The organism is Eubacterium ruminantium, from assembly GCF_900167085.1.
In the GTDB taxonomy this organism is placed as follows: domain Bacteria; phylum Bacillota; class Clostridia; order Lachnospirales; family Lachnospiraceae; genus Eubacterium_Q; species Eubacterium_Q ruminantium.
Genome location: NZ_FUXA01000003.1, coordinates 165,323 through 178,409 on the forward strand (window position 1 = coordinate 165,323; position 13,087 = coordinate 178,409).

The 13,087-nt window shown below is 36.7% G+C and carries 12 protein-coding genes; 3 read left to right on the forward strand and 9 right to left on the reverse strand.

The window, feature by feature from the left end:
* Nucleotides 1-21: 21 nt before the first annotated feature.
* Nucleotides 22-1,086, reverse strand: coding sequence for an aldose epimerase family protein (locus B5D25_RS00735; protein ID WP_090168284.1), 1,065 nt, complete (start codon nt 1,084-1,086; stop codon nt 22-24).
* A gap of 266 nt (nt 1,087-1,352) precedes the next feature.
* Here B5D25_RS00735 and pta point away from each other — a divergent pair, with 266 nt between their 5' ends.
* Nucleotides 1,353-2,339 (forward strand): phosphate acetyltransferase, encoded by a 987-nt coding sequence (pta, locus tag B5D25_RS00740; protein WP_078785829.1) that lies wholly within the window; start codon nt 1,353-1,355, stop codon nt 2,337-2,339.
* Nucleotides 2,340-2,520: 181 nt separating this feature from the next.
* Here the strand turns inward: pta and B5D25_RS00745 are convergent, their stop codons facing one another.
* From B5D25_RS00745 to aepX, 7 genes are all read right to left on the reverse strand, one after another.
* Complete coding sequence (locus B5D25_RS00745; RefSeq protein ID WP_078785830.1) at nt 2,521-4,278, reverse strand: hypothetical protein; 1,758 nt, start codon at nt 4,276-4,278, stop codon at nt 2,521-2,523.
* Nucleotides 4,279-4,343: 65 nt separating this feature from the next.
* Nucleotides 4,344-5,465 (reverse strand): phosphonopyruvate decarboxylase, encoded by a 1,122-nt coding sequence (gene aepY / locus B5D25_RS00750; RefSeq protein WP_078785831.1) that lies wholly within the window; start codon nt 5,463-5,465, stop codon nt 4,344-4,346.
* A gap of 20 nt (nt 5,466-5,485) precedes the next feature.
* Nucleotides 5,486-6,673 (reverse strand): saccharopine dehydrogenase NADP-binding domain-containing protein, encoded by a 1,188-nt coding sequence (locus tag B5D25_RS00755; protein ID WP_078785832.1) that lies wholly within the window; start codon nt 6,671-6,673, stop codon nt 5,486-5,488.
* A complete protein-coding gene (locus B5D25_RS00760; protein WP_078785833.1) occupies nt 6,657-7,442 on the reverse strand; it encodes a DUF6564 domain-containing protein in 786 nt (261 codons plus the stop codon). The genes B5D25_RS00755 and B5D25_RS00760 overlap by 17 nt, the downstream gene beginning before the upstream one ends.
* A 118-nt stretch (nt 7,443-7,560) precedes the next feature.
* Nucleotides 7,561-8,565, reverse strand: coding sequence for an NAD-dependent epimerase/dehydratase family protein (locus tag B5D25_RS00765; protein WP_078785834.1), 1,005 nt, complete (start codon nt 8,563-8,565; stop codon nt 7,561-7,563).
* A 46-nt stretch (nt 8,566-8,611) separates the two neighbouring features.
* Complete coding sequence (locus B5D25_RS00770; protein WP_078785835.1) at nt 8,612-9,361, reverse strand: metallophosphoesterase family protein; 750 nt, start codon at nt 9,359-9,361, stop codon at nt 8,612-8,614.
* Nucleotides 9,362-9,403: 42 nt separating this feature from the next.
* Complete coding sequence (aepX, locus tag B5D25_RS00775) at nt 9,404-10,702, reverse strand: phosphoenolpyruvate mutase (protein WP_078785836.1); 1,299 nt, start codon at nt 10,700-10,702, stop codon at nt 9,404-9,406.
* Between the two features lie 213 nt (nt 10,703-10,915).
* Here aepX and B5D25_RS00780 point away from each other — a divergent pair, with 213 nt between their 5' ends.
* Together B5D25_RS00780 and B5D25_RS00785 are read left to right on the forward strand one after the other, a co-directional pair.
* The gene (locus B5D25_RS00780) at nt 10,916-11,740 is read left to right on the forward strand and encodes a LicD family protein (protein ID WP_078785837.1); all 825 of its coding nucleotides are present in this window, start codon (nt 10,916-10,918) and stop codon (nt 11,738-11,740) included.
* Nucleotides 11,741-11,759: 19 nt separating this feature from the next.
* Nucleotides 11,760-12,596, forward strand: a complete 837-nt coding sequence (locus B5D25_RS00785; protein WP_078785838.1) for a LicD family protein — start codon at nt 11,760-11,762, stop codon at nt 12,594-12,596.
* Between the two features lie 78 nt (nt 12,597-12,674).
* On the opposite strand, the gene B5D25_RS00790 is transcribed toward B5D25_RS00785, so the two are convergent.
* Nucleotides 12,675-13,055 carry a YidH family protein gene (locus tag B5D25_RS00790; protein ID WP_078785839.1) on the reverse strand — a complete coding sequence of 127 codons (381 nt, stop codon included), beginning with the start codon at nt 13,053-13,055 and terminating at the stop codon, nt 12,675-12,677.
* Between the last annotated feature and the right edge of the window lie 32 nt (nt 13,056-13,087).

Here is a 13,087-nt window from a genome sequence, read left to right on the forward strand (position 1 = left end):
GTTCCATGAGTCTGTAAAATATCATACCTCTGAAACTTTATATACTGTTTTTGTTGTATATACTTTTCCGGCTTTAAGGATTGGTGCTTCAAATGCATCGAAGTCAGCAGCCTTATTGATACTGTCCGGATAGTACTGTGATTCAAGACATAATCCGTCCTGAGAATTGTATTCTTTTCCTGCTTTACCTTTAACATTTCCGATGAAGTTTCCGCTATAGAACTGAATTCCCGGAAGGTCTGTGTAAACGCTGAGTTTTAATACATCATTTGTAACTTCAGCGCAAGGTGCAAGAAGCATATTTGAATCATTATCGAAACTGATTGAATGATCAAGTGCGAAGTTATGATCAAATCCTCCTGTAAGATTCATCTGCTCATCACTTAAATCAAAGTTATCTGAAATCTTAGTAAATTCTCTGAGATCGAATTTTGTTCCTGCTACACTTCTAAGCTCGCCTGAAGGGATGAGTCTCTTGTCAACAGGTGTAAAATGCTCAGCTGAAATCTTAATCTTGTGCGATAAGATACTTCCGCTTCCTTCACCATTAAGATTGAAATAGCTGTGGTTTGTAAGATTCATGACTGTATCCTTATCAGAAACAGCTGTGTATCTTATTACAAGAGCCGCATCAGCTGTAAGAGTATACTGAACTGTAATGCAAGCATTTCCGGGATATCCCTGATCCATATCAGCACTCTTTAATCCAAATGTAATGCTGTTCTCAGCACTTTCTATATAATCCCATATTCTCTTCTCATAACCGCAAGGTCCGCTATGAAGATTGTTGGTTCCGTCATTCTCTGTAAGTTTGTACTCTTTTCCATTAAGCTTAAATGAAGCATTTCCGATTCTGTTGGCACTTCTTCCAACTGTTGCTCCGAAGAACTTATCGCCATCTTCATAGCCCTTAACATCATCATATCCAAGTACGATATCTGTCTTCTTTCCGTCTTTTGATGTATATATAAAATTAACAAGTGTTGCGCCAAAATCCGTTACGGAAACTTCTGCATTACCATTCTTTACAGTATAAAGATGAGCTGTCTCACCTGTACTGATCTGTCCAAAATCTCTGACTACCATTAATTCGTACCTCCTCATATTATCGCCCCGGATATCCCCGGCAGCAGTATACAAAGTTACACTTTTTACTATACTTAAAATATACAATATGCCCCGGTATTTTTTCTTGTCAAATATTGCTATCAATTGTTCAAAAATTGTTAAATGACTATGCAATTGTACAAAAAAATATACAAAAAAATCGCAAAAAAGCTACAAAATGCATGAAAAATAGTGTATAATCATACATTATTTTCGAAATTAAGCTCACACAGGAGGTATCATATATGGAATTCGGTTTTGGTTCTATGATTGAGAAACTAAAAAATGACCCCAAAAAAATCGTACTTACCGAGGGATCTGACCCAAGAATACTCGAGGCTGCCTCGAGACTTCTTGCAAGTAACTTCCTTCACCCTGTTCTTCTCGGAAACCGTGATGAGATATGGAAAGCAGCTGAAGATGCCGGATTCAATATACGCGGTGCCGAGATTATAGACCCTGAAAACTATGACCGTTTCGATGAAATGGTTGATATATTTGTAGAGATCAGAAAAGCAAAAGGAATGACAAAGGAAAAAGCAGAAAAGATCCTTCGCCAGGCAAACTATTTCGGAACAATGCTTGTTCAGATGAAAGTTGCCGACTGTCTTCTCGGTGGCGCTACTTATTCAACAGCCGATACCGTAAGACCTGCTCTTCAGATCATCAAAACAAAACCTGGTAATTCAATCGTTTCATCATGCTTCATTCTCGTTCGTCCATCTGTTACAGGTGGTAATGAAGTTATCGCCATGGCGGACTGTGCTATCAATATCAGCCCATCAGAAGATGAACTTGTTGAAATCTGCGGTGAAACAATCCAGTGTGCCAAGGTATTCGGTATAGATCCAAAGGTTGCATTCCTTTCATATTCTACTCACGGATCAGGCGCCGGCGATACAGTTACAAAAATGAGAAATGCAGCACAGAAAGCAATCGAAGAATATCCTGATACACCTATCGATGGTGAATTCCAGTTTGACTCAGCCGTTTCTCCTAGAGTAGCTCGTCAGAAATGTCCTGATTCAAATGTTGCCGGATATGCAAATACATTTATTTTCCCTGACATCAACGCCGGAAATATCGGTTACAAGATTGCCCAGAGAATGGGTAACTTCGAAGCATATGGTCCTATTCTTCTCGGACTTAATGCACAGATAAATGATCTTTCAAGAGGATGTAACGCAATTGAAGTTTATTCCATGGCTATAATCACCGCTTCTCTTGCATAATATTTTAAACATATAAAAAAAGCTCCGACAGATTTCAGATAACTGATTTCTGTCGGAGTTTTTTTATTCATCGAATCAATTGATCCACACTCGAGCATTCCACCCGTCATACGATTCATAACTTGGTTTTATTACTCAGTCGACCAATTAATCCGCTATGAAATTTCACACTACCCGCCGGTTATTTAATAACCTCGGAAACGGAAATAATGTCGCTATTGTCGAATTTTTCATTGTAACGAACTGTAACAGTCATACCACTTTCAAGAGTTATAAGATCTTCTGTAAATGAAGTCTTATAAATCGGGCCGTTTTCTGCTTTTATGTAAGCCACAGTATTCCCTTCTATAACAATATAATTTATTTCTTTGACTTTAATTTTTTTATCAATATATTTTACATCTTCGTCCTTATTGTCTTCAGGTTCATCTATTCCAAGAAGAGTAATATATTTTGAAAATGCTTCTGTCTGAGTATCCGCCACAACAACCTTAGTATAGTTTTCAAGATTTACCATGGCATATTCTTTTACGATATTGTTATTATCTTTAAGAACCATTATATATGTCGGCTCACCATTTACATTGATGATTGATGGGAATGATGCAGTGTAGCCATACTGCTGAACTTCACCTTCCGCTGCCTCCATTGCCGAATGCTCATCCGCACCGGCTATCTCATAGAACTTAGTCTCACATGTTCTTTCATTAACGAGAACAACTCCGATATTTGAAGAGTCTCCCGCTGCAGATGTGATACCTGTATAATAATAAATATCTGTTCCAATGGAAATATATCCATAATCATCTGTTGTTTTACGACATCCCTTTTTAGCAAAGAGACTGTTGAGGAATCCATTCTGATATTTACCGTTCCAGTTAAGTTTCTCTGTTATATAATCTCCGTCATAAACAACATCAACCCATTCAGGAATATCTTTCGCCTTATAATATTTCGACTCACCTGTCGAAGCATCCATTACAACCGCACCATCGATTTCCATACCTGAAAACCATCCTATTGTTGGCGATTCAGTAGCGGCTACATAATAAGGATTTCCTTCTTCATCAACTTCAAAATATACATCATAGAACATCTTTGTAGGATATTTACGTCTGAGAGTTCTCATAAGATCATTATGGAAATACTCTGACGGACTATAATGAATCGGCTTTTCAAGCTTTACATATTTGGAAGTATTATTTACAGGATCAACAAGAACATATCCCGGAATACCGTCTTTCTTATTCGCAACCCATTTCCAGAATCCTTCATACTGAAGAGAGGAAACCTTCATTGGATTACCCTGATAATTTATCTGCGCATATTCACCTGACAAGTCATACTGTGAAACAACATCCGAAAGGGATCCGAGAGTTCTCTCTCCGAAAACCTTTGCTGTTTCCGTATCCATAAGAGCAATATTATTTACTGATTTAACCGGCTGTATATCCTCCTCAAATTTACCATTCTCCACTTTAATGATGTTGGCATATCTTTTTGAATTAAATATCATAGCGCCGATGATAGATAATATAAAATAAAGTCCTATCAGAACAAATGGTATAGCACAGACTATCTTATCTCCTATCGCCATTCTGTAACCATTTTCAAAAAGGCTCAGCTCATAAATGGCCATAAAAAGAAGCGTCTCAAATATCATAAATCCCCAGAAACCTCTGCTATGGAGATTCCATGCCGGAAGGGCAACATAATTAATGCAAAAGCCTATCACCCCACATACTAAAAGTGCAATGATAACTGCTTTAAACCTTTTACTTCCGGGAGGAGTGGCCTTATCGGATTTTGTTTCTGAATCCTTTTTCTTTTTACGTTTTTTAAGCTTTGGATCATCAGGATCCATCACTTCAACCTTAAAAGAATTCTTTTGATTCCCTTTAACAATAAAATCTAAAATACTTTTAGATATTTTACTCATACAAATCCCTTTCTTCACTTTTATGTTCTGTCATTCTTAAATGCTATACATAAAATTCGAATCCCTTACAGTGTTTTAAGAAACTCCATAAAGTTTTCTTTATTTTCAAGTGCAGTTGTTGTCGGACGACCAAGGTCTGCTCTCGCCCCAAGAGAACATTTAATTTCGATAAGGCTTAATTCTTTACGTGCCTTAGCATTTTCAAGTTCCTTATCAAGATCATCAAAATTATCTACACTTATAGCATTCGGATAACCGCAGGCTTTTGCGATTTCCACAATATTAATATTTCCCGCAACTGTAGGCATTCCTCCTACTGTTTCATGAGCCCCGTTATTGATAACGAGATGAATAAGATTTGAAGGCTTATTGGAACCGATAACAGCCATAGCACCCATATGCATAAGCGCTGCACCGTCACCATCGATACACCATATTCTGGTATCCGGTTTATTGATAGCGATTCCGAGTGCTATTGATGAACTGTGTCCCATTGAACCAACAGTAAGGAAATCATATTTATGAGACTGCTTATTGGCCTCTCTTATCTCAAAAAGTTCACGACTTGCTTTACCTGTAGTTGATACTATCGGATCTTCACCTGCCGCCTTAACAATATGCCCGATTATCTCTTCACGGACCATCTTGTTGTCATTCTTATAAACAACCTTCTCATCATATGAGATTGCGCCTTTTCTGATGACGAATGCAACATTCTTACCTGTCTTAAGGATCTCGTTAAATTCTTCCATCTTCTTCGCAACTTCTTCATCAGTTGTTTCTTTACCGATGATAAATGGTTCGATACCCATATCTTCAAGAAGTTTTACAGTAACTTCTCCCTGATAAATATGCTGAGGCTCATCATGAACACCCGGCTCTCCTCTCCATCCTACGATGAAAATAACAGGGATAGCATAAACCTTATCATTTAAAAGTGAAGCAACAGGATTAATGATATTTCCTTCACCACTATTCTGCATATAAACAACAGGAACTTTACCTGTTGAAAGATGATATCCTGCAGCAATTGCAGCACAGTTACCTTCATTTGCAGCTATTATATGATGCTTCTGATCTATACCATATGTATTCATTAGATAATTACAAAGTGCCTGAAGCTGACTGTCAGGAACTCCTGTATAAAAATCCGAACCGATTATCTCAACTAACTTTTCTATCTTCATTACTGTCCTCCGGAAGAATATTAAGCTTTTTCATTAAGCTTAGGTGTAATAATATTATCAATTATAAATTTTGCTGTCTTATCGATATCATCGTAAGCAACCTTCTTAGGAAGTGTTGCACCGAATGCTTTCTCGGCCTTAGCGATAAGAGCATCTGTGTAGATAAGATTTCCGTCTACAACATCTTCAATTCCATCAAGAGCCATTGATTCTCTGTCAGCCTTGTTCATCTCTTCAAAGCTGAAATCAGATTCATCAATATATGCTGAAAGCTCATTGTTCTTATATCCTACAATTACAGGATATCCACCGATCTGTCCGTCAAATCCAGGAATGAAAAGCTTCTGATCTTCCTGTGTACGAACAGCATCTATTACAGCCTTTATGATTTGGAAATTACTTGATGCATTCATCATATTTCTTGTCTGATCTACAGGCATTGAAATACTGCATGCTTTATAGATTTCTTCGTGTGAAAGATTTTGCTCTTCGCCCTTATAATAAACCTTTAAAGGAAGTGTAACGCCTTCTGTATGGCCTTCCTTACTGATAACAACATCATGGAAATGACCTGCTGCAAATGCAATCTCAACATTCCAGAAATCCTTTACCTTAAGCATATCAGCTACTGCAAATTTCATTCTTGGAATAAGATGATTAAGATTTCCGCTTCCGAAATCAGGATAAGCCTTACCTGCACTCTTAAGCCATGGAATAACTGCATCAGAATAAGATGTATTGATGACTACTGCATTTGTATCAGCTGCATCACAGGCATCCATTATATTCTTTGTGAATCTGATTGAAAGCGGGCTCCAGATACCGTATGCTCTTACATTTGACCAAGAGATACTTCCATACTTAAGTCCCGGATAAGCTCTGCTTGAATTTACAATAAAATCAGGATCATGCTTCTCAATAGCCTTCTGAATGCTTGCGATATCATTAAGGTCAACATTTCCTTCAACAGCGATATGTGACTTATTGAGTCCTCTTATAAGAGCGCCGACTCTGATGATATTTACCTTCTGCTGCATTTTAGCTTCATCACGTCCAACAACAACGACACTGAGAGCAGGATCATTCTGGCTTACAAGATAATCCAAAAGATATGAACCAACACTTCCAAGTCCTATGATCATAACTTTTATTTCTTCTTTTTTGATATGTTTCTCAACTGTCTTGAGTCTCTCATTTAATGTTTTCATTTTCATCTTCCTCCCAGTATGTAAGTAATTTTTTATAATCATCTCTGGTATTACAATTTGTCCATCTGTCTATGCTTACAAGACAGAAATCATCCGATGAACATCTATTGATATAATTCTGAATGATCTTCAAATTGGTTCCGTCTTTTTCCTTCTCATAGAACTCATCATTTGCTTCTTTAAGCTTATTTATATCAGTGAATTTCCATGTTTGTCCGGAATTAAGTATGACAGAAAACTGATCATCTATCTTAAGCAGCCCGTGACTGCTGTTAAATGCATATTTAAATCTATCTTCGCCATCTTTATAAAGAACTACTGCTTTCTTAGCATAAATAGGTTCAAATGAATATGTAAGCACGCTCTTATCAGCCTTAACGATCTTATCAAATGATGTCTTATCCACATCAAGATCACCTTCGATAAATAATACTTCCTCGATATTCTCTTTCTCCTTAAAAAGCTCATTAAGGCCTACGTAAAGGCTGTAACCTGAAGCAAGATCTTCGAAATGCTCATTGTAAGTAAGAGTGATCTTCTTTTTATATTCATCAGGAAGACTGTCTATATAATCCTTTATATCATCATACTTATATCCACCAACAAGGATTATCCTGTCAGCAAATATACATTTTTTCAAAAGATGAAAAAGTATCGTATCCTTCTTCTCACCCTCGAAATAAATACTCTTATGAATCTTCTCAGATTCCGGTATTCCTTCATTGAACCTGCTGGAAATTCCGGCAAGTGTGATAATAGCTGCTTTCATATTACCTCCGTAATCTCATCATGCTATGAGTCGTATATTTAAGGAATTATTGACTGAATAATCAAATCTCCTATAAAGCAAAATATTCACCCGTATGATTACGGGTGATATTTTATGATTAACTGTTAAGATAATTCTCGATACATTCATCAAGTCCTTTATCAAGACTTATAACAGGTTTCCAGTCAGTTCTTTCTTTGATCTTCTTTGTAGAAAGAATTCTTCTTTCCGGATCCGACTTTCTGTATCCTTCAAATTCTATTACAGGATCTGTGATTCCCATCTTAGATGCACAGAGCTTTGCAAGATCTATCATAGATATCTCTTCATCTGTTGCAACATTATAAACTGTACCGTCAAGTGCAGAATCTGTCTTGGCAAGCGCAAGAACAGCACTGCAGCTGTCATAATTATTTAAGAATGTTCTTCTGTTTACTTTTGAATTTTCAAGAAGAACTACTTTTCCGTTATCTTTAAAACTATTGATGATAAACGGAATGATATGTTTTGGATAACGTTCATTTTTGCTATATACATTTGCAAATCTTATAGAACATCCGAGAATCTTTCCATTATCTACCGCGTCCTTCATGAAGAACTCTGTAAGAAGCTTTCCTACTGCATAACTTGTACGCTGTGAATGCTCTGCATTTGATAACGTAAGATAATCCGACTCGCTTACTCCACCATTTTCATTCCATGAGCTCATAGAATAAACTTCTGATGTAGAGCAGTTGATATATTTCTTAGCGCCGACTTCTATTGCCTGCTGAAGGAAATTATTCATACCTGTAACATTTGTCTCATATGTTTCATATACATGATAAAAATGTTCTGTATGAACTACTGCCGCACAGTTGATATAAACTGTTTCATCGAAATTGCCGGTAAGGTTCTTCACCTTATCCTTTATATCATTCATCTCTGATTCGTTATTAAGATCATATTCATAGAAATCAAAACGCTTATCATCTAATGAATCCTTAACGGTTTCAATGGATGATGCGTAGAAATTATCGAAACCAATGATGTGATCCTCACATGCTTTATCTGCAAGAATCTGTCTAACAAGCTCATTACCTGTCATTCCGGTAACACCGCTTATAACATATAAAGTCTTCAAATCATTTACCTCTTTTCTATATCAGCACATTTGATATGCTTTATCTTTAAACGCCTCTTGTAAGTCTTGTTTTATAAAAAGCATCTATCTCATCAGGGAAAAGTGACTGCTCATATTCAATATCATATTCAACAGCACGAAGTTCAACCCTCTTCGAAGGAAGGCTGAGAACAGCATATTGCGCCATAGGATTATGATTTCTAGGCTGTCCCACCGAACCCGGATTTATAAATGTAACTGCCTTTTTATTCCTGTTTTCCGGATCGTCCACATCATAGAATTCTGCGAAGCAATGCGGATAATGTGAATGTCCCGAGAGTACGAAATCATATTCTTTATAATCGCCTCTCAATTCACCTGGCATGATCGACTTCCAGAAATTATCCTGCATAGATCCGTGAACGGCAAGGAATTTAAATCCTTCTATCGTAACTTCTTCGAATCCCGCTTTATTCATCTTGGTATTAATGTATTCAACCGAAGCATCCGTAAGATTGCCGGCTGTATATTTCGCCATTACTCTTCCTCTGTCGGATGATAATCTTTCAAGATCTTTATCTACAACCAGTTTCTCATGGTTTCCCCAGATATTAACCAATATCTTGTTTTTCCACTCACCGGCACCAAGCTTTATGATGGATTCAATTATATCATTCGATCTCATCCCGTAATCTATACAATCACCAAGAATTATAATGCCTTCAAATTCGTCATTCTTACAGTCTTCCAAGACTGAATTAAAAGCACTGACATTTCCATGTATATCAGAAAGAATAAGATATTTTTTATTATTCATAATTAAATATTCCCTATTCCAATACGATTCAAATAATTTATTTTATATCTCATCGATAAGTCTGATGATATCCTTGAATGGCATAAGTGAATCATCAACTTCTTTTGCTCTGTGAGCCTTAAGTATACCTTCAGCTGTCTTCTTCATAACAGGAAAAGCTGCTCTCATAAGCTGGTTAGCATAGATAACAATATTTACGCCATGTGATGCAAGTTCTTCTTCAGTAACCTGGTTAAATGAAGTAGGAACAACAACGATAGGTGTCTTCTTATCTTTCTCTCTAAACTTATCGCAGAAAGTAAAGATCTCTGTTGGGTCTTTCTTACGGCTGTGAATCATGATACCGTCAGCCCCGGCAGCTGCAAATGCAAATGCTCTTTCAAGTGCATCTTCCATTCCACGCTCAAGAATAAGACTTTCGATTCTGGCAATTATCATGAAGTCATCAGAAAGCTGAGCCTTCTTACCTGCTCTGATCTTCTCAGAGAAATTCTCTATACTATCCTGAGTCTGAACAACCTCTGTACCAAAAAGACTATTCTTCTTTAAGCCTGTCTTATCTTCGATGATTATGGCACTTACACCCATTCTTTCAAGAGTTCTTACATTATATACAAAATGCTCTGTAAGTCCGCCTGTATCTCCATCAAGGATAATAGGCTTTGTAGTAACTTCCATGATATCATTTATGGTATTAAGTCTTGATGACATATCAACAAGTTCGATATCCGGCTTACCTTTATCTGTACTGTCGCAAAGAGATGAAACCCACATTCCGTCGAACTGATCGAGTCTTCCGTTATCACCTTCAACAACAGTCTTCTCAACGATAAGTCCTGTAAGTCCCGAATGAGCTTCCATTACCTTTACAACAGGTGTCATCTCTATAAGCTGACGAAGTCTCTTTCTTCTGTATTCAGGCATTCCAAGTTTTTCTCTAAGTCTGTCATCAACCTTTTTAACATCTTCATTATATGTATAAGGCACGTCGATGATCTCACCGCCATATGCATTTAAAAGCGCTTCAACATGATCTCTTACCGACTTTTCAGCACCGCTCTTCCAATTATCTCCGTGAACAACATAATCAGGATGAAGCTTCTCGATAACATCATCATAAAGCATATTGTCCTGAACAATTACTTCATCAACTCCATCTATTGTTTTATAAAGTTCCATTCTTTCTTCAATGGTTGTTGTCGGGAATTTTGTGCATCTGATCATCTCTTTATCAGTGAGACAACCTACGATAACCTTTCCGTACTTTTTTGCATTATTAATGATATTAACATGACCATCATGAATAACATCAGTACTAAAACAGGTATAGACAGTCTTCATAAAAAAACCTCCGAAATGATTGATAATATTAATGCGGTCAACTACTTCATGACCACTATACTAATATGACAGTTTAACATTTTTACATATTTAATTCAACACCTTGAATTTCAGCTTAATTAAATATCAAAAAACATTCATTGACAGAACAACTTATATTAAACTATAATTTGCTCGAAATACAATAATGAAAATGGAGATAAGCATTTAATTATGGATAAAGAGACACTCAGAAAATTACAATTAATGGAGTTTGATCTTTTAAAAGACTTCATAAGAGTCTGCGAAAAGCATAATCTCAGGTATTATATGCTTGCCGGAACTCTCCTTGGTGCCGTACGTCATGACGGTTTCATACCATGGGATGATGATATAGATGTAGGAATGCCTAGAGAGGATTATGAGAAGTTTATCCGCCTCTCCAGAAAAGAGTTCAAAAAAGGCTATTCTCTCATGATGTATCAGAAAGGCAATTCAAGATATCCATGGGCCAGACTTATCACAAAAGAGATGAAGCTTGTTATCAACATGGCTAACATCCCTCGTGAAGAATATGTTTGGATCGATGTCATTCCTCTTGATGGTTTCCCTGGTTCTAAACTTAAAAGTACAATCCACAAGATTCATCTTAGTTTCTGGTGGAATCTCAACAATATAGTTCAGTATGATCAGTTAGTAGATCAGAAAAGAAAAAGAAGCCGCAAAGGAAAGATTGCTATCAAAATAGCTTCTCATTTCAAATGGATCGGCAAATTTGTCGACTACCGTTTATGTCTTCATAAGCTTAATAAGATACTTATGAAATATCCATTTGATTCAAATACAAAATATGTTATTGATTATCTTGCTGCTTTTGGGTTCGACGAGATATTCGACAGAAAATATTTCAAGTCAGCTAAGAAATATAAATTCGAAGGTGAAATGATTAACGGACCTGTTGACGCAGATGGCGTTCTTACAACTATATTCGGTCCGAATTACATGACTCCACCTCCGGAAGCCGAAAGAAACAGACACTACGCTGAGATAGCCAAATAACATTTCAAAGGACAATATCATGGAAATAGTAGAAAACAGTAAAAAACTTGAGCTGATGCAGTCAGTTCTTTTTGAAATAATATGTGATATCGATGACTTCTGTACCGAGAACAATATCCGTTACTATCTTTCCGGTGGTTCATGCATCGGTGCTGTAAGACATAACGGATTTATCCCTTGGGATGACGATGTAGATATCATGATGCCGAGAAAGGATTATATGAAATTCCTTAAAACCTTCGGCAAAGCATATGAAGCAAAATACGGTCTCTCATCTTGTGAGATTGACAAGACCTGGGTCAGACCATTTGCACGAGTATGGCGTAAAGGAACATCTGTTGTTTACAAAAATGTAAATGATAAAGAGATCGGAATATTTGCAGATATTATGCCAATAGACGGACTTCCTGACGGTCGTCTCGCAAGAAAATTCTTTTATAAAAAGCTTCAGGTTCTTGAAATCATCAGAAACTCAACCATCAGAAAAGCATTTGTAAAAGATGAGAAATACAGAACCATCAAGAAGATCATGGGACTTTTCACAAAGCATCTCAGTGCTCGTGGTATTGCTCTTCGTATGAATCTTTCAGCTCGTAAATATGATTTCGATACATCAAATCTTGTCGGTGTAAGTTTAGCTGTTCATTATTGGGACAGAGAAACCATCGAAAGAAAGCATATGGCAGAAGCTGTACGTGTTGATTTCTGCGGAAGAAAACTTCCTATTCCTGTCGGATATGATACTTACCTCAGCAATCTTTACGGTGATTATATGGTAATACCTGATAAAGAACATCAGATAACTCATAATGAACTCTACACATTAAAGGTAGATACAAATGAGATTAAATATTAAATATATTTCTATCAAGAAAACCCGCGGAACTGTTGTCCCGCGGGTTTCTTATTTTATCTTTACAAATATTTTTTTGTATCAATCATCTGCCTCTTCACTATATCTTCTTTCAAGGACAAGACGCTCCTTCTGCTCTTCTATATCCTTAATTTTCGCCTTAAGTCTCGGATATGTAAGTCTGTCTCTGATTATAAAATATACAGCAGCCAAAACAAGAAATATTGCAAGTACAGATGAGAATATATTAGATACTCCCAGAGCCGGAAGTGCTTTATAAATTGTTGCCGCACTACCAATCAATGAAACTATGGTCCTAAGAAATGATAGATGAGTCTGCTCAACAGAAAGCTTCGTATTGCTTATTGCAAGTTCGGTTCTGATGATAGAAAGATCGGTTCTTTTATAAGCCAGATTCATCTGTGTTATCTCGTGACTGTTTAATTCGTTTTTATCCTCCATAAGTTATCCTTTCCAGATAATCCGATCGGATA

Excerpts from the sequence above, each read along its gene's own strand:
- B5D25_RS00735 (WP_090168284.1), bottom strand. The coding sequence starts at position 1,086 with ATGGTAGTCAGAGATTTTGGACAGATCAGTACAGGTGAGACAGCTCAT.
- pta (WP_078785829.1), top strand. The coding sequence starts at position 1,353 with ATGGAATTCGGTTTTGGTTCTATGATTGAGAAACTAAAAAATGACCCC.
- B5D25_RS00745 (WP_078785830.1), bottom strand. The coding sequence starts at position 4,278 with ATGAGTAAAATATCTAAAAGTATTTTAGATTTTATTGTTAAAGGGAAT.
- aepY (WP_078785831.1), bottom strand. The coding sequence starts at position 5,465 with ATGAAGATAGAAAAGTTAGTTGAGATAATCGGTTCGGATTTTTATACA.
- B5D25_RS00755 (WP_078785832.1), bottom strand. The coding sequence starts at position 6,673 with ATGAAAACATTAAATGAGAGACTCAAGACAGTTGAGAAACATATCAAA.
- B5D25_RS00760 (WP_078785833.1), bottom strand. The coding sequence starts at position 7,442 with ATGAAAGCAGCTATTATCACACTTGCCGGAATTTCCAGCAGGTTCAAT.
- B5D25_RS00770 (WP_078785835.1), bottom strand. The coding sequence starts at position 9,361 with ATGAATAATAAAAAATATCTTATTCTTTCTGATATACATGGAAATGTC.
- aepX (WP_078785836.1), bottom strand. The coding sequence starts at position 10,702 with ATGAAGACTGTCTATACCTGTTTTAGTACTGATGTTATTCATGATGGT.
- B5D25_RS00780 (WP_078785837.1), top strand. The coding sequence starts at position 10,916 with ATGGATAAAGAGACACTCAGAAAATTACAATTAATGGAGTTTGATCTT.
- B5D25_RS00785 (WP_078785838.1), top strand. The coding sequence starts at position 11,760 with ATGGAAATAGTAGAAAACAGTAAAAAACTTGAGCTGATGCAGTCAGTT.
- B5D25_RS00790 (WP_078785839.1), bottom strand. The coding sequence starts at position 13,055 with ATGGAGGATAAAAACGAATTAAACAGTCACGAGATAACACAGATGAAT.